Annotated in this window: 18 protein-coding genes; 10 read left to right on the top strand and 8 right to left on the bottom strand. The window is 42.5% G+C overall.

Annotated elements, in window-relative coordinates:
* Positions 1-187 precede the first annotated feature (187 nt).
* The gene (locus C5470_RS17870) at positions 188-523 is read left to right on the top strand and encodes a plasmid pRiA4b ORF-3 family protein (protein ID WP_166291044.1); all 336 of its coding nucleotides are present in this window, start codon (positions 188-190) and stop codon (positions 521-523) included.
* A gap of 38 nt (positions 524-561) precedes the next feature.
* Here the strand turns inward: C5470_RS17870 and C5470_RS17865 are convergent, their stop codons facing one another.
* The 7 genes from C5470_RS17865 to C5470_RS17835 all read right to left on the bottom strand — a co-directional run bounded on the left by C5470_RS17865 (position 562) and on the right by C5470_RS17835 (position 4,441).
* A complete protein-coding gene (locus tag C5470_RS17865; RefSeq protein WP_166291042.1) occupies positions 562-744 on the bottom strand; it encodes a hypothetical protein in 183 nt (60 codons plus the stop codon).
* Between the two features lie 48 nt (positions 745-792).
* Positions 793-1,131, bottom strand: a complete 339-nt coding sequence (locus tag C5470_RS17860) for a helix-turn-helix domain-containing protein (protein WP_152962838.1) — start codon at positions 1,129-1,131, stop codon at positions 793-795.
* Positions 1,112-1,492 carry a type II toxin-antitoxin system RelE/ParE family toxin gene (locus tag C5470_RS17855; protein WP_207627039.1) on the bottom strand — a complete coding sequence of 127 codons (381 nt, stop codon included), beginning with the start codon at positions 1,490-1,492 and terminating at the stop codon, positions 1,112-1,114. The genes C5470_RS17860 and C5470_RS17855 overlap by 20 nt, the downstream gene beginning before the upstream one ends.
* Before the next feature lie 118 nt (positions 1,493-1,610).
* Positions 1,611-1,856, bottom strand: a complete 246-nt coding sequence (locus C5470_RS17850; RefSeq protein WP_166291040.1) for a DUF4113 domain-containing protein — start codon at positions 1,854-1,856, stop codon at positions 1,611-1,613.
* 430 nt (positions 1,857-2,286) lie between these two features.
* Positions 2,287-2,904 (bottom strand): plasmid pRiA4b ORF-3 family protein, encoded by a 618-nt coding sequence (locus tag C5470_RS17845; RefSeq protein WP_166291038.1) that lies wholly within the window; start codon positions 2,902-2,904, stop codon positions 2,287-2,289.
* A gap of 24 nt (positions 2,905-2,928) precedes the next feature.
* Positions 2,929-4,176, bottom strand: coding sequence for a type II toxin-antitoxin system HipA family toxin (locus tag C5470_RS17840; protein WP_166291036.1), 1,248 nt, complete (start codon positions 4,174-4,176; stop codon positions 2,929-2,931).
* Positions 4,169-4,441 (bottom strand): helix-turn-helix domain-containing protein, encoded by a 273-nt coding sequence (locus C5470_RS17835; protein ID WP_036849665.1) that lies wholly within the window; start codon positions 4,439-4,441, stop codon positions 4,169-4,171. Before C5470_RS17835 ends, C5470_RS17840 begins: the two co-directional genes overlap by 8 nt.
* A gap of 634 nt (positions 4,442-5,075) precedes the next feature.
* On the opposite strand from C5470_RS17835, the gene C5470_RS17830 reads away from it, so the two are divergent.
* The gene (locus C5470_RS17830) at positions 5,076-6,656 is read left to right on the top strand and encodes a phosphoethanolamine transferase (protein ID WP_166291034.1); all 1,581 of its coding nucleotides are present in this window, start codon (positions 5,076-5,078) and stop codon (positions 6,654-6,656) included.
* Between the two features lie 419 nt (positions 6,657-7,075).
* Here the strand turns inward: C5470_RS17830 and C5470_RS17825 are convergent, their stop codons facing one another.
* Positions 7,076-7,648 carry a tyrosine-type DNA invertase gene (locus tag C5470_RS17825; RefSeq protein ID WP_166291032.1) on the bottom strand — a complete coding sequence of 191 codons (573 nt, stop codon included), beginning with the start codon at positions 7,646-7,648 and terminating at the stop codon, positions 7,076-7,078.
* A gap of 686 nt (positions 7,649-8,334) precedes the next feature.
* Between C5470_RS17825 and C5470_RS17820 the strand changes: the two genes are divergently transcribed.
* The 8 genes from C5470_RS17820 to C5470_RS17785 all read left to right on the top strand — a co-directional run bounded on the left by C5470_RS17820 (position 8,335) and on the right by C5470_RS17785 (position 15,177).
* Complete coding sequence (locus C5470_RS17820) at positions 8,335-8,874, top strand: fimbrial protein (protein ID WP_166291030.1); 540 nt, start codon at positions 8,335-8,337, stop codon at positions 8,872-8,874.
* 82 nt (positions 8,875-8,956) lie between these two features.
* Positions 8,957-9,508 (top strand): fimbrial protein, encoded by a 552-nt coding sequence (locus C5470_RS17815; RefSeq protein WP_166291028.1) that lies wholly within the window; start codon positions 8,957-8,959, stop codon positions 9,506-9,508.
* A gap of 19 nt (positions 9,509-9,527) precedes the next feature.
* Positions 9,528-12,083 carry an outer membrane usher protein gene (locus C5470_RS17810; protein ID WP_036849669.1) on the top strand — a complete coding sequence of 852 codons (2,556 nt, stop codon included), beginning with the start codon at positions 9,528-9,530 and terminating at the stop codon, positions 12,081-12,083.
* Positions 12,084-12,206: 123 nt separating this feature from the next.
* The gene (locus C5470_RS17805; protein WP_242688089.1) at positions 12,207-12,938 is read left to right on the top strand and encodes a fimbria/pilus periplasmic chaperone; all 732 of its coding nucleotides are present in this window, start codon (positions 12,207-12,209) and stop codon (positions 12,936-12,938) included.
* 24 nt (positions 12,939-12,962) lie between these two features.
* On the top strand, positions 12,963-13,556 hold the full coding sequence (locus C5470_RS17800) for a fimbrial protein (protein WP_166291024.1): 594 nt from the start codon (positions 12,963-12,965) through the stop codon (positions 13,554-13,556).
* On the top strand, positions 13,549-14,115 hold the full coding sequence (locus C5470_RS17795; RefSeq protein ID WP_166291022.1) for a fimbrial protein: 567 nt from the start codon (positions 13,549-13,551) through the stop codon (positions 14,113-14,115). The genes C5470_RS17800 and C5470_RS17795 overlap by 8 nt, the downstream gene beginning before the upstream one ends.
* A 13-nt stretch (positions 14,116-14,128) precedes the next feature.
* Positions 14,129-14,620 carry a fimbrial protein gene (locus C5470_RS17790; protein ID WP_166291020.1) on the top strand — a complete coding sequence of 164 codons (492 nt, stop codon included), beginning with the start codon at positions 14,129-14,131 and terminating at the stop codon, positions 14,618-14,620.
* An 11-nt stretch (positions 14,621-14,631) separates the two neighbouring features.
* The gene (locus tag C5470_RS17785; protein ID WP_166291018.1) at positions 14,632-15,177 is read left to right on the top strand and encodes a fimbrial protein; all 546 of its coding nucleotides are present in this window, start codon (positions 14,632-14,634) and stop codon (positions 15,175-15,177) included.
* Positions 15,178-15,201 lie beyond the last annotated feature (24 nt).

The raw sequence follows: 15,201 nt of genomic DNA, 5'->3' as shown, positions 1-15,201 counted from the left end.
AAGAATGCTTGCCGAGATCGATGCCAATCAGTGCGATAGTGTTCATGATGGTAGCCTCTTATCAAAGATAATCACTCTGCTAATATACTGCCGTTAGAGTGAGGGGAACCATCTCATTACCTTGGGGCACTCCGCTAAGTTGGTGGTATAATAAGCAGCTTAGCAGGTCTTTATCAGGCAGCTTATAATGAAAGCCTATATCGTTAAAATGGCTCTTCGAGGTATCAGTCCTATGGTCTGGCGGCGATTCAGGTTATTAAGTGAAACGTCTTTAGCGGCTTTTCACTATATCATTCAGATTGCTCAAGGATGGCATGGCGATCACCTTCACCAATTCCATATTTATGGCAAAGATTACGGCATTTCTTATTCTGGCGGGATTGCATTTTCGGATAACCCTTACAAAATCACGCTTGATGACTTTGAATTTGATGCCGGTGATCGTTTCACTTATGAGTACAACTTTTTCGAGAACTGGCGCATTCTATCCAGCAAGACTTGTGATCAAGAGACAGCCTCCTAGGGAGGTGGTCTTTTACTTCAAACGGATAATCACACCGCCTAACTTTTGCTCCCTTTTGGGGGGATATTTTCTCCCCGGATCCAATGTGAAAGCATCGTCGCAAATCTGGATAAGTACACCAGTAACAACACGGTGTTTAGCAGCAGCACCCCACCAAAGAAAATCTGCTGCATAAACGGCAAGCCTAAATACTGAGAATAAATACCATGAAGTAAGTCCATTGGCTTCCCTCGGTTTAGCCCCTCTCATCAGACCAGGGGCATATGATCTTACCCGCTATGTGCCAGGATTAAATGCCCGGTTTCGGCGGTGGTCGGCTTAACGGTGATCTCAATGTCGCAGCCCAGCCGGTTCAGACACTCCATCAGCTTACGTTCTGACAGGTTGGAAAAGTCGCCCCGGAACAGGTGGGATACCTTCGCCTGACTGATCCCCATACGTTCACCGGCGGTGGTTTGTGTCAGCCCCAGCCGCTTGATAGATTTGATGATCTCAACGGCCAGTCCAGATTTGATTTTTTGTTTTTCGGCATCAGCGAAACCCAGATCGGCAAACACGTTACCGGAGCTTATTTCAACCGCTACGCCATTAATGGTTTTCTCTTTCATTTTTCATCTCCTGGGCCATCACAGCGGCCACTTTCAGTCGATTGCGGATGATGTCCATATCTTCTTTCAGCGTCGCTATTCCGTGTTTACTCTTCTTTTGGAACGCGTGCAGCACAAAGACTGCCTCGTCAAATTTCACTGTGTACACGGCCCGGTAGGTACCGCCTATATCATCCTCGACCACTTCAAGAACGCCGGCGCCGCCAAACCCTTTCATTACCTTCACCGCATCATGCTTTTCGCCACCCTGCGCGAAGTCCAGTGCAAAGCCAAAGAAGCGCTGCACGTCCTTCGGCAAATCCAGTAAATCTTTCTTGCTGCTGCCAATCCACACTAGCGGCTTTTCACCTTGTTGCACCATCCTGATTATACCTTTTCTGGTATGGTGTAAATTCACTATACCATAAATGGTATATTCCGCAACACCATTAACCATCCGATTACGCAGCCGCATAGCCGGTAGGAAAACAGCGTGCAGCCTAACGAACAAACGCCGTCGGTATATCGTGCCAGCGCGTCAAATTGGCCGGTGACAGCAGTTGCCGGCGCATCGCGAAAGCCGGCTTGATCCCTTCGCCGGCAAAGAACACTTGTGACTTTCCTTCCTTGTTAATTTTATCCAGCGTTTGCATCAACTTTTCACTGCCACGCCGTGGGGTAGGGGTTTGGGTACCCGACGCAAACAGGTCGAATTGCGTCTCTTTGCCCTGCAGGTCACACAACATAACGCCCGTCTTGGAGGAGTGCGAAGTTATAAAGGGCCTTTAGGGAAAAGCGATCGGGCTTTCTTGTTGGGAGTTTATGGGATGTGTATCGCATTTTGGCCGCAATCATTGGTTTATTCCAATTATATTTTCATTGTAGCAATATTATTATTGTTTTTGACATGTGTTAATCGTTGTTGGGATGCGATTGCGTGGTCTAAACAAGAGGAATGACGATATATCTCTTTTACATCGCTATGGAAGGTATGACGCTGTGTAAAGTGCAGGTGCAGTTTGACTGGGGGTAATCTGAAAACACCACTGAAACTGCACTCGATACTGAATGATGTATCATTGATTCCGTGAGAAAAATAAGTTCAAATTAAGCACCAGTGTCCGTAGTAGTGATTCATCTGAAATTTTTCTCTGTGATGATAGATTTATCCTATGGTTAGGCTTCGTGGTTCCATAAGGGATAGTAACGGTCTCGTGACCAGCGATAATAGAGCGCTAAAAAGGCATTAATATTGTCCGGATAGAATTGCTCTGGGTCGAAATGTTCATTTTCAGGCAAACCAAGCGATTCATTTATCCATTGTAGTGTTTCTTCATATTCTTCATGGTCAGGATCATTAAGTATTTCTATTTGGTTTTCATAGCCATAAATACCACCGGTATCTTCAAGAGGGCATGCGCGGGCACCATCCAGACAGTAAAAAGGCAGCGGAAGATCATTCTCAGGATAATGACTGTTTTCTAAAACAATTTCATGTTCCCAGTTATCGCCAAAATCATAGAGATAGGTAAACGCTCGACCTTTTTGTTTAATCAAATCAACCAAGCGATATAAACATTCTTCTTTGCCATCAGACGGACTTTCTGGCATTTCTGTTAGTCGCAGCTTGCCAATACGAAATTCATGCAGATGGCTATCTTGCCACCCCATAACGATTTGTATCACATCATGCAGCCTGTCGAGTGAAATAGAGGCAGGAACGACAAATTGTCGCCAGATAGCGGGTTGTGAGTCTGTAAGCGTTATTTTTAACTGATAGAATTTCTCGTTCATTACTAATCTCCTATAGTTGTAGGATTATTCTTTTAACGTGTTCCATCTGTTGTCAATATTTCGTTGAATTTCTCTGGCTAAAATTGCTGGAATACCAACATGTTCTGCTGCTGTATGAAAATCTTTGGCTATGTCATAAATTTCAGCGGCGATATTCATCATCGCTTTTGCGCCTGATAACCCGGCCTGACCTGCCATTAATTCCATTGTCTGTTTTGTTATTGTCGAGCCATAGCCATTGAAAGCGGTCATATGTTCATTATAGCGTGATGGACTATATATAATGTCGTAGAAAGGAGAGATACGCCAGTTATCATTGTCATCGGCCAGGAAAGCGAAGTTCTTTGCATGGTCATCTTGGTTCATCATCAGATAGTTAAATATGGCTCTGTAGAGAAGTTTCTTGGCTTCATTAGTGTTACATAACATTCGGGTCGCTTTGATCAATTCGATATAATCCAGCGAAGGTTCTCTGAAAGGAGCATCCAGTAACCCGCAAGCAGAAATCATATGAAAACGCCCTTGTTCACCTACACAGTCAAAACGGGATTGCTGTAACCAATATTGCCCATTCCCGGCATCAAATAACTCAAAATCGGAAACTTCAATATTTACGCGTTCTGCTATTTTCATATAGGTATATTCAATCAGGCTTTCATGATGCCCTAGCGCAAATTTTTCTGAGGTCAATTTGATAATCAGTTTTTCGCCAATAGCATCTTGTTTTGTGGTAAAAGTCCCATTTGCCAGTTTGGTTACATTAAGTTTTGGTCTTGCACCACCTGAACTCCCTGCGTTCATTAGGTGTGCTATTAGGTGAGATTCCGTTCCTTCAAATTCTTTAACGGCTTCTGTACCTAATGTAATGAGTTCTATATCTTGATATTTGTCTCTGTTTTCAATTTGTATTTCAGGCTCATAGGATAAAGCGCCAGGGCCACGATTGCCGATAAACGCCAGTCTTTCCAATGCTGTGATATTTTGGGGAATATAACCATTTTGGCGGAAAACGCGATTCATCAAATATAATCCCCATCCATCGGGCAAGCTATCACCAAAAACGCCATGTAATCCGTAGTGAGGTTGATAGGGTGCTTTTTGCAATGAATCATCGTACTCGAGATTAAATGGAGCAATAGAGCTTTTATGTGCTGATAAATAATTATCATCGTATTGAAAGTAAACTCCGCTGCTGTTTTCAGCTAATTTACCGACGTTCTCCACGTTTCCATTACTGAATCTGCGCTTTACCAGTAAAGGGATATTAAGCATGTTTTAAAACCTCTTCGATACTTTGGGGATGGGGTTTTATTTTGGTTATCTGATGAATATCATTGAGATTGCACAGTGCATCATAAAGCATTAAGAATTGTCTTAAAGAGATATTACCTGTTGCTTCAAACTTTCGAATCGTACTGTTGGGGACACCGGAATGTTGCGCTAGTGCCTCAATGGATAACTTACGGTTTTTGCGAACTTTCTTCAGATATGTCTTAAACGCAATCTGAGTGTCGTATGGGGTATTTAGTGATAGCATTTCAGCACCTATTGAATTGGAAATATTGCTAATATGATAGCAAAAATAGGGTATTTTTGCCATTTTTTGCTATCATAGTGGCAATTTTGTGATGGTGAACGCCAAGGCTTTTAGATCTTATGGATTAAGTACATTATTTATCTTTGATTTTGACCCTTTTTTCTACTACTTGCAGCTGTTTTCATAACACATTCCAGATCATAATTTATGTGCATAATTATAGCTCACAGATAATGAGCACAACCAGAAAATCCCAGAATTTTTGTTATTAATAGGAAAACGCAATTTATTTACATATTTTTAATCAAATATTGCAGATCAATAACTAAAAATCTTATATCCTAACTGACTAAAGAAGTTCTGAACTAAACGACAGCGAGATGATAAAGTGTTTTTTAGGTATTCGTTTTACTATTTAGTATAAAAATCTGAGTGATGTCGTTTAAAGTTGCATAAAGAATAGATGATATGTGGAATATAATCGTGTTGAACAAAATATTAGCACAACGGATTGCATTCAAGCTGGGGATTGATCAATCACAGATATTTTAATTTTGCAAAATTATCCATATTGGTAAGAAAAAATTATAAATTTTTGAGTATCTCTTCTATAAATTAAGGAAACGAGTTCGTTATGTTGTTAAGTAAAAAATTTCGAGAAATGTTCATTTTGGTGTGCTTATTTAGCTTTATCACCTTTGCCCATTTAAGTCTTGGGTATCAGTTAAAGTTTATATATGTATTCAGTGCTTTTTCGATTCTAATATTGTTATCTAATTTTAGCTTCACTATATATTGTATATTTATACTTGCTATCGGATTAACTGGTGTGGTTTATTCTCCAGTAGGATTGACTTATGGTTATCCTGATGTTAATTCAGTAGGCTCTTTAATTTATACCAATAAAAATGAAGCTATTGAATTCATCAGTGGGCTTCCTTTGTTTACCTATTTAATTGCATTGATAATCATTGTGTTAATGTTTTTGTCTCTCAAGCTAAAAGTAACTTTGAAGCGAAATAATATAATATTGCTGTCTCTGTTTTTTGTATTGTCAGCTTTTTGGTCACCGGTGAGAGGATATATAAAATCTGATTTTAATCCTGATTTTAGTATATTAGCTTCTGGTTTGCCAGAAGTCAGGTTTTTTAGCGATCTCGTGGAGAGCTACAATGAAGTTAACTCAGAAAGGGTGAAATTTTCTAAAATAATAAAACAGAAGGATTTATGGCAGCCGGTGGTGGAAGAGGATAAATATGAAACATATATAATGGTAATTGGTGAAAGCGTTAGAAAAGATTTTATGAATGCGTATGGTTTTCCTTATAATAATACGCCGTGGCTGGACAAAACCAATGGTAAGATATTTACAAATTATATCTCAGCATCGGCATCTACCCAGCTGTCTTTGACGAACTCACTTGCTCTGAAAGACGATAATACTATCAATTTAAACAACAGTGTCATAACGTTGGCGAAAAAGGCGGGGTTTTATACTTATTGGATATCTAACCAAGGTATGAAGAGTGCTTTTGATTCTCCGGTTGCTTTAATTGGACAGCAGGCAGATAGTTTTAATTTTCTGAAAAGCGGCAATTCTGATGATAGGCTTTATTTACCTGATGATAAATTGATGCCTTATATTAAAAAGGCGTTAATGTCAGAAAAGAAGAAAAAGCTGATTGTTATTCATCTGATGGGGTCTCATCCACAGGCGTGCGTCAGAACTAATGGAAAATATGATCTGTTTTTACAATCAAAAGAAATTTCTTGTTATATAAAAAGTATCTCTAACACAGACAAGCTTCTTTCTGAAATTGTGTCTGAAGCGAATAATAATCATTTAAAATGGACTATGATGTATTTTTCAGATCACGGTCTTTCTCATGTTGATGAAGGAACCGAACAGGAAAATCTGACACATAATGACAAAAATAAACAGAGTTTTCAGGTGCCTTTTTTTATTACCGGAAGCGATTATTCTCATCGTGAAAAAATAACGTCACAAAGAAGTGGATTACATTTTCTAACTTTATTTTCTCAATGGCTTGGAATAAAAGAAAAAAATATTCCCGATGATTGCAATATGATATCGAATAGCCAATGCAGTGGGCAAGATAAGATTATTACATTTAAAAATGAAGTTAAAGATTATGATGAATTAAATGAAGACTTCCCCGATAGACAACTCGTTTCGACAAAAAATAGTCATTAATCTATTTATTAATTATTTTAAATAATCATTGGTGTGATAATTATTTTGTTGATTATTTAACTGTTGTATAAAATTAAAGGTGAGAGGGTTTTCTCCTTCAAAGAAAATTCAGAGAGAAAAAATCCTCTTACCTATCATCCACATTATGACCTGAGTCGATTTTTCTTGCGTTATCGGTGTTTGGTAATTCCTATTTTTATTTAATAACCCAATGTATTTATTTCTGAGAAAGTTAATTTAAAAATGATTATAAGAAATAATAGGCCGTATCTTATGATATTGATAATTGTTTTAGCGAATGAAAAATCCTCATCAATACACACATGAATGAGGATTTTTTGTAATCAGATGATGCTTTTTATTGCTAAAACAAATAATTTCTTATACTACAGTGTCTTTTATAAAAAGAGATATTGAGATTAGTCTAGGCCTTTTGCCGGTGTTTCCCATATTCTGGAGAACCGTTTTACATTACTTGCTGTGTAAATAACGGTATGGGATATATTGCGGTGGCCGAGATAATCCTGAATAAGGCGTGTATCTCTTCCGAGATCAGCGAGAGCATAACCGCAGGCATGTCTTAACATATGTGGGTGAGGTGAAATATTAACTAATGCTTGTCTGCCATAACGTTTTAATAAACCATAAACTTGCTGGCGTGAAATCGCACCTGACTTTTGTGATAAAAAGACCCACGATGTATCTGATTCTCTCCACTGCTTCCTTATATTAAGCCATTGATTTAAAGCAATTATTTCTTCTGGAACCAGTGGGTGTGTTGTTGATAATCCCCCTTTTAGTCGCCTTACATGAATAATTTCTGAGTTAAGATCAAGATCGGATAGTGTTAGATTACATAGTTCACTGACTCTAAACCCATGAATGAAGCACATGAGTATCATGCAGTAATCTCTCTCAGCGTGACGACCTTGACGTGTTTTTTCTAAAATCGCATTAATTTCATGTCTTGTTAAGAACTTACGCTTCTTCATGAAAATAGTTCCTGTGGAATCAGAGCAGATAGTTATCGGTAGAAAATAATATTAATCTACCGGAATATATCAATTAATAGAACTTTTATAAAATTATTGGCTGGTAATTCTATATATTTGGGGCAAAATCTATAAATACCGTTTTCAGATAGTCATAAATAGCCATTTTTTAATAGAAAATATCAGCTTGTAAACTTTGTAATTATATATTTGGAAACTATTAGACAATAAAAAGAAACTAAACAGAATGCACCAAACTGTAAATATGTTCCTACAAAACTACCTCTTAAGTCAAATTTAGTGTAATTCCAGATTGCCAATATTTAACTATTTATAATATATAGATTTTCTTGGATATTTTTTACTATTTTTTGTAACTAATATTAATTAGATTGTAAAAAATCAGTTAATTCATCTGAATTCAATCAAATATCAATTAATGACTTAGATTATTAATTTGAAATAATATGAAATTTATAATGTTTACTTCGAATTATTATGTTTTTTTAGTGTTTTTAACTAAATAATACGGTTTGGTGCATTTTGTTTGGTTTTAAAAAATATTAATCCGAAATTTTTAAACCCTATTTTGTGCCGGATATCGGGTGCATGGATCGGTAATCCTGCGCTGCTATTTTTTTTATGGTTATGGGTATTTTATCCTTAAATTCAAGGAATTAATTCACATGAAATTGAATAAATTGGTTATGGCTCTGGGATTGGGCATGGCTTTGGTTGCGGGTTCTGTAAATGCGGCTAATCCTAGTCAAGGTCATGGAACGGTAACTTTTACAGGCTCTATCATTGATGCACCTTGTTCTATCACCCCTGAAACGGTTGATCAGGTTGTACCATTGGGTTCTATCTCTAACGTTTCTTTGAAAAATGGCGGTCGTTCTTCTTCTAAGTCGTTCAAAATCTCTTTAGAGAATTGCACGACTGAAACGATAAATACAGTAACAACCACGTTTATCGGCGCCAAATCCAGTATCACTGGCGGTGAGGGGCTGCTGGGTATTGAAGGATCGGCTAAAGGCGCAGGCATTGCGATCACCGATGGGGGTGGCAATAAAATTAAACTGGGTACCCCTTCTCCTGCGGTAGCACTGCGTGATGGTAGTAATGATCTGAACTTCGCTGCTTATCTTCAGGGTGACACTGGGCCTGATGCAGTTGTTCCGGGTGATTTCACCGGTATTGCCAATTTCCAACTGACTTATCAATAACTTTTTCATGCACGGAAACGCTTACAGGGAAGCGGGCGTTTCTTAATTAAAAGTCTTGAATGAGTTTAGCCGGAGAGAAGTCATGAGCCGATATTCTGCCGCTGTTGTGGTGCCCTGCTTGTTAATGCTTTCCTGCATTGCTGTCAGCGCTGCAGCGACTGCACCACGAGGAACACAAGGGCATGGTCGCGTTAGCATGCAAGGCGCGATTATTGATTCGGCCTGTGCGATTGATGCAGGTAGCCGTGACCAGACGATTGAGTTAGCCACGGCCCCAGTAAGCCAGATGGTCCATGATGGACAGGGACCAATGAGCCCCTTTTCCATCCACTTGATTAATTGCGTACTGACCTCTGCCACATTGGGTAAGTCTGACTGGCATCGCTTTCAGATGACGTTTGACGGCATGCCGGATGGGAACAATTTTCGATTGTATGGTGTAGCACGAGGTGTCGCGTTGCAAATTACTGACATATACGGCAATCAGGCTTATCCGGGAACGCCATTACCTGTGGGGGATTTACAGGAAGGGCATATGACTCTTAGTTACGCGATGCGATTGGTGGGTAATCACCAGTTATTGCAGGCGGGGCAGTATCGAACCACTGTCCGGTTCAAGCTGGATTATCACTAATCATCGATCAGAGAATGTTATGGTTTTGTTTTTTGGTTTGACCGCCGAACATGACAGGGTGGTCCCGGTTCGGCGTGTCCTGAATTCTTTTACTGTTTTGGGATTGCTTGCCTTGGTTGGGACTCATGTTGCGTATGCGGAAGAAGAAATTGAATTTAATACCGACGTATTGGATGTTCAGGATCGTTCGCGGATTGATTTAAAAGAGTTTTCCCGTGCTGGTTATATTATGCCGGGGGATTACCAGATGATGATACGCCTGAATAAAAACGAGCTGTCTGAGATGCCGGTGACTTTTATGGTGCCACCGGATGATCCGAAGGGCAGTGTGGCCTGTCTGCCGCCTGATATGGTGAAGCAGCTAGGACTGCGGGCGGAATGGGAATCAAAGATTACTTGGTGGAACAATAATCAGTGTCTGGAAATTAACACGCTGCCAGGAATGATGGTGCGCGGCGATTTGGGCAGCGATACGTTATATCTGAGTGTGCCGCAAGCTTATCTTGAATACAGCTCATCAGACTGGGATCCGCCATCACGTTGGGATGAAGGGATTTTGGGAATGATGTTTGATTATAACGTCAACGCTCAGGTATCTAAGCCGGCTAAGGGAAATGAGAATCATAATATCAGTGCCAACGGCACAACCGGGATAAACTTTGGGGCGTGGCGTCTGCGGGCAGATTGGCAGTCACAATATAACCACATCACTGGACGGGAAGGGAGTACAGAGAGAAATTGGGATTGGAGCCGTTACTATATGTATCGGGCGATACCGCATTGGCAGGCCAAACTGACACTGGGTGAGGATTATCTCAATTCAGGTATTTTTGACAGCTTTCGTTTTACCGGGGCGAGTCTGGTGACGGATGACAATATGTTGCCGCCAAACCTGCGTGGTTATGCGCCGGAGGTGACTGGCGTGGCGAAAACCAATGCCAGAGTGACCATTCGTCAGCAGGGCCGGGTGTTATATGAGACTCAGGTTGCGCCCGGCCCATTCCGTATTCAGGACATCAATGATGCGGTCAGTGGCAAACTGGATGTCCGGGTGGAAGAACAGGATGGTGGCATACAGGAATTTCAGGTCGATACAGCGAGCATTCCTTATCTGACCCGTCCGGGCCGGGTGCAGTACAAATTGGCGGCGGGTAAGCCGACCAATTGGAAGCACCATAGTGAGGGGAACGGCTTTGGGTTGGGCGAATTTTCCTGGGGGATAAACAACGGTTGGTCACTGTATGGTGGGTTATTGGGGGCCGGAGATTATAACGCGCTGTCGTTGGGGGTAGGGCGTGATCTGATGGCCTTCGGTGCGTTGTCGTTTGATGTGACTGAATCCCGTGCCCGCTTACCGGATGAGGGTAAAACTTTGACCGGCGGCTCTTATCGTCTCAGTTATTCCAAGCGTTTTGAGGAATATGACAGTCAGGTGACGTTTGCGGGTTATCGCTTCTCGGAACGTGACTTCATGAGCATGAGCCAGTATTTGGATCGCCGTTATCACGATGGGGATGCGGAGAGTAATAAAGAACTTTATACCATTATGTTGAATAAACAGTTCACGGATTTAGGGATCAGTACTTATCTGAACTACAGCCACCAGACTTACTGGAACCAGTCGAACAATGATCGCTACAACATATCGGTATCACGCTATTTCGGTATTGGAACCATTAAGAATATTAACCTGAACCTATCGGCTTATCGTAATAAATATGAAGGTAAGAATGACGATGGCATGTATATGACGTTATCCCTGCCGTGGGGGAATTCAGGAACGATCAGTTATAACGCGATGGTCAACCGCAAAGGTAATTCCAATACGGTAGGTTATTACGACCGGATTAATGAAAACAGCAGCTATCGTTTAGCGGCGGGTACCAGTATTGACGGTAAGGCAGCGGCTAACGGCTATTTAACCCATTACGGTGATCTTGCCCAACTGACGACAAGTGCGAGTTATCAGGATGGGCGTTATACCTCGGCGGCGCTTGCTGTTCAGGGTGGGGTGACTGTCACGTCAGAAGGTGCGGCATTGCATCGCATCAATACGCCGGGTACGACGCGTCTGATGGTAGATACCGATGGTGTCGGGGGTGTCCCGGTGAAAGGCTTCGGTGCGATTACCCATACCAATATGTTCGGTAAGGCGGTGATCTCTGATGTAAACAACTATTACCGCAACAGTGCGAGTATTGATTTGAATAAGCTACCGGACAATGTGGAAGCAATACGGTCGGTACAACAAGCGACGCTGACGGAAGGGGCGATTGGCTACCGTAAATTTCAGGTGATATCCGGTGAGAAAGCGATGAGCATGATCCGTTTGTCGGACGGGAGTATACCTCCGTTTGGGGCCACCGTATTGAATCAGGATAAACGGGAGATTGGCATCGTCAATGATGGTGGGAATACCTACCTGAGCGGGATAAATCCGGGGGAGAAACTGGATGTACGCTGGGATGGGGAGTTGCAGTGTGTGATTGAACTGCCGCATGAATTATCAATAGTCGAAGAGATGGCCTCGTTATTACTGCCTTGCCAGTTGGCTGGCGGTAATAAGCAGCCATAGTTTCAACTAACAGGCAGCGTGAAAACCTTGTTGCTGTCACCAGAACTTATCGCGGTGACCCGTAATGACGCTGAAATGACATATTCTGAGAATGAGTAATTGAGCATGAAATTGAAGAAAACAATGAATGCAGTAACGATCGCAGCCCTGAGTTTGTCAGTGGTCAGTGAGTCAATGGCGGCCATTGCACTGGATCGTACCCGGATAGTGTTTAACGGTGAGGATAAATCCACCAGTATGGATATCAGCAACCAGAACAAAGAGTTGCCGTACCTGGCTCAGGGCTGGATAGAAGATGAACAGGGTAAAAAAATCAATGGTCCGTTAGTGGTGACACCGCCGGTGCAGCGAGTGGAGCCGGGGGCAAAGAGCCAGGTGAAAATACAGTCACTGCCGGCAATAGCACAGCTGCCACAGGATCGAGAAAGCCTGTTCTATTTTAATTTGCGTGAAATACCGCCGCGCAGCAAGAAACCGAACACATTGCAAATTGCGCTGCAAACTCGGATAAAACTGTTCTATCGGCCAAAGGCGATTTTTGCCAGTCGCACTGATCTGGATAACCCGTGGCAGGAGAAGATGACACTGACACGTCAGGGGGATCAATATCAGGTGAACAACCCGACTCCGTATTACATCACCGTGGTGGATGCGTCGAATCAGCTTAAAGGGAAAACTGTGGCGGATTTTAAGCCATTGATGGTGGCGCCAAAAAGCAGTGCGGTGCTGAGTGGGAGCGCGGGGGCTTTGGGAAGTGCGCCGGTACTGACCTACGTCAATGATTTTGGTGGCCGGCCACAACTGACTTTTAGCTGTGCAGGAAACCAGTGTCAGGTGGCTGAACGTTCGTCGTAACGGGCGAAGCCGCGAGGAGCGACGATGAACATAAAGCGGGCAGGTTGCGCACTGGTGTTGGCGATCTTACTGATACCGGTGACGGTGAGTCAGGCGGTGGAGAACCGGGTTGCGGATATAGATAGTCACCACGGTGAACTGCATGTGTTTGGTATGTTAACTGAGGCGGCGTGCCGTCTGGATATGACTTCTGAGTGGCAGGAAGTGAGTTTGGGCACGACGCTGAACAGTGATTTACGCCAGCCGGGAGATAAAGGCACGCCGATACCGTTCACCCTGAAATTCCGCGACTGTTTACGGACCAAAGGGGCGGTGCGAGATACCCGGACAGGCAATCTGACGTGGAGTAACTTGCAGCCGGTGGTGACCGTCAGTTTTGTGGCTGCGGCGGATCGGGATTATCCCCATCTGGTACGGGTGGCGGGCATCACCGGGTTGGGATTGCAGATCACAGATACTGCTAACAATGATGTCCGATTGGGAGAACGGGGACGCCCGCATTTTGTGGCAGCGGGGCAGGATAGTCTGGTGTATTACGTGACGCCGGTGCGAACGTCGGGAGCATTGGAGGTCGGGCATTACTGGGCAGTGGTGGATTTTAGGGTGAATTATGACTAAGCCTCTGCGAATAAGAAAGCCATACCGCAGGCGAAAAAAATGGGTTGTATTACTGCTGGGTTGTTTGCTGAGTGCTGGTGTTCAGGCTGATTTACCGACAAAAAGGGTAAACGTCGCAGCAACGCCAGTGAGTAGTCTTTCGGGTAAAACGCCGGTCAATATTTATGGCGTTGTTATCGCGCCTCCACCTTGTGTGATTAATAATGGTAATACTATTGATGTGGATTTTGGTGAAGTGATGATTACTCGTATTGATGGGGTTAATTACATGAAACCGGTTAAGTACACGGTGAAATGTGAAAAAATGCCGGCCAATGCGATGAAAATGATGATATCGGGTAACACTGCCAGTTTTGACCGGGCAGTGTTACAAACCAATCACTCTGGGCTTGGTATCGCGGTTATTCATAACGGACAAAAATTACCCGTCAATGATTGGATGAAATTTGCCTACCCGGATTTTCCGGAGTTACATGCGGTGCCGGTAAAAAATATGACTGCGGTATTGAAAGGCGGTGGTTTTGGTGCGGCTGCTACGATGATGGTTGAGTACCAATAAACAGGAGACACTGATGAAATATTTGATTTATCGTGCTTTCTGGACAGTTTATCTGGGTTTGATCAGTGTGATGTCGGGGCAGGCGGCAGATAATATGTGGTTTCATGGCACACTGCTTGAACCGCCCCCTTGCGTCATTAATGACGGCAATATGATTGATGTCTATTTTGGTCATAATGTTGGAATACATAAGGTGGACGGGGTGAATTATACCCAGTCGGTGAATTATCAATTGGTATGTGTGCCTGATATTTCTGGCTGGAGTTTAGGATTAACAGTGATTGGCCCACAGACTTCATTTGATGCTGCTGCGTTGAAAACGAATATCACCAATTTGGGTATTCATCTGACTTTGGATGGTAAAGCTTTCATCCTTAACAAGCGTATTCCGGTGGCATCACAGAAACTGCCGGTGATACAGGCTGTGCCGGTGAAAAAACCGGGAAGCACGTTACCAGAAGGGGCATTTGAAGTGACGGCGACATTACTGGCGGAATACCAGTGAAAGGAAACCCAATGAATTATTTCAAGTTATTCGTGTTACGCGTTGGTTTTATGATTGTTGCTATTACGGTTTATTGCAATCAGGTGGTACAGGCTGCGGATAATATGCGTTTTTACGGAGCATTGGTTGAGGAACCCTGCACGATTAAACCGGGTGATGAAGATATTCGGCTTGATTTGGGCACGATTGCTGAAAAATATTTGTATATGCATGGCAGGACTAATAGTGAACCTTTTCAGCTCAGGTTATCTGGCTGTGATATGAGTGTGGGGAAATCTATTAAACTGACATTCAATGGGGTAGAAAACACACAAATACCGGGTTTATTAGCATTAGGCGCGGGTAGCCAGGCTTCCGGGATTGCCATTGGTATCGAAACGGTGGAAGGCAAACGGTTACCGTTGAATAAAGACGGTGATGTTTATCCGTTAAAAGTGGGTGAAAACGTGATTATCCTGAAAGCGTATGTGCAAGCTGAACCAACGGCGTTGATTAACCAGACGATTAAACGGGGCGTGTTTCATGCTATTGCGACATTTAATCTCAACTATGACTAATCGCACAATTTTGGTTTTATTTTA

Origin of the sequence: Photorhabdus stackebrandtii, assembly GCF_011189495.1 — a bacterium.
GTDB classification, from domain to species: Bacteria; Pseudomonadota; Gammaproteobacteria; order Enterobacterales; family Enterobacteriaceae; genus Photorhabdus; species Photorhabdus khanii.
Note: the sequence above shows the minus strand (reverse complement) of the source record. Positions and strands in the feature narration are given on the sequence as shown.

Excerpts from the sequence above, each read along its gene's own strand:
- C5470_RS17870 (WP_166291044.1), top strand. The coding sequence starts at position 188 with ATGAAAGCCTATATCGTTAAAATGGCTCTTCGAGGTATCAGTCCTATG.
- C5470_RS17865 (WP_166291042.1), bottom strand. The coding sequence starts at position 744 with ATGGACTTACTTCATGGTATTTATTCTCAGTATTTAGGCTTGCCGTTT.
- C5470_RS17860 (WP_152962838.1), bottom strand. The coding sequence starts at position 1,131 with ATGAAAGAGAAAACCATTAATGGCGTAGCGGTTGAAATAAGCTCCGGT.
- C5470_RS17855 (WP_207627039.1), bottom strand. The coding sequence starts at position 1,492 with ATGGTGCAACAAGGTGAAAAGCCGCTAGTGTGGATTGGCAGCAGCAAG.
- C5470_RS17850 (WP_166291040.1), bottom strand. The coding sequence starts at position 1,856 with ATGTTGTGTGACCTGCAGGGCAAAGAGACGCAATTCGACCTGTTTGCG.
- C5470_RS17845 (WP_166291038.1), bottom strand. The coding sequence starts at position 2,904 with ATGAACGAGAAATTCTATCAGTTAAAAATAACGCTTACAGACTCACAA.
- C5470_RS17840 (WP_166291036.1), bottom strand. The coding sequence starts at position 4,176 with ATGCTTAATATCCCTTTACTGGTAAAGCGCAGATTCAGTAATGGAAAC.
- C5470_RS17835 (WP_036849665.1), bottom strand. The coding sequence starts at position 4,441 with ATGCTATCACTAAATACCCCATACGACACTCAGATTGCGTTTAAGACA.
- C5470_RS17830 (WP_166291034.1), top strand. The coding sequence starts at position 5,076 with ATGTTGTTAAGTAAAAAATTTCGAGAAATGTTCATTTTGGTGTGCTTA.
- C5470_RS17825 (WP_166291032.1), bottom strand. The coding sequence starts at position 7,648 with ATGAAGAAGCGTAAGTTCTTAACAAGACATGAAATTAATGCGATTTTA.
- C5470_RS17820 (WP_166291030.1), top strand. The coding sequence starts at position 8,335 with ATGAAATTGAATAAATTGGTTATGGCTCTGGGATTGGGCATGGCTTTG.
- C5470_RS17815 (WP_166291028.1), top strand. The coding sequence starts at position 8,957 with ATGAGCCGATATTCTGCCGCTGTTGTGGTGCCCTGCTTGTTAATGCTT.
- C5470_RS17810 (WP_036849669.1), top strand. The coding sequence starts at position 9,528 with ATGGTTTTGTTTTTTGGTTTGACCGCCGAACATGACAGGGTGGTCCCG.
- C5470_RS17805 (WP_242688089.1), top strand. The coding sequence starts at position 12,207 with ATGAATGCAGTAACGATCGCAGCCCTGAGTTTGTCAGTGGTCAGTGAG.
- C5470_RS17800 (WP_166291024.1), top strand. The coding sequence starts at position 12,963 with ATGAACATAAAGCGGGCAGGTTGCGCACTGGTGTTGGCGATCTTACTG.
- C5470_RS17795 (WP_166291022.1), top strand. The coding sequence starts at position 13,549 with ATGACTAAGCCTCTGCGAATAAGAAAGCCATACCGCAGGCGAAAAAAA.
- C5470_RS17790 (WP_166291020.1), top strand. The coding sequence starts at position 14,129 with ATGAAATATTTGATTTATCGTGCTTTCTGGACAGTTTATCTGGGTTTG.
- C5470_RS17785 (WP_166291018.1), top strand. The coding sequence starts at position 14,632 with ATGAATTATTTCAAGTTATTCGTGTTACGCGTTGGTTTTATGATTGTT.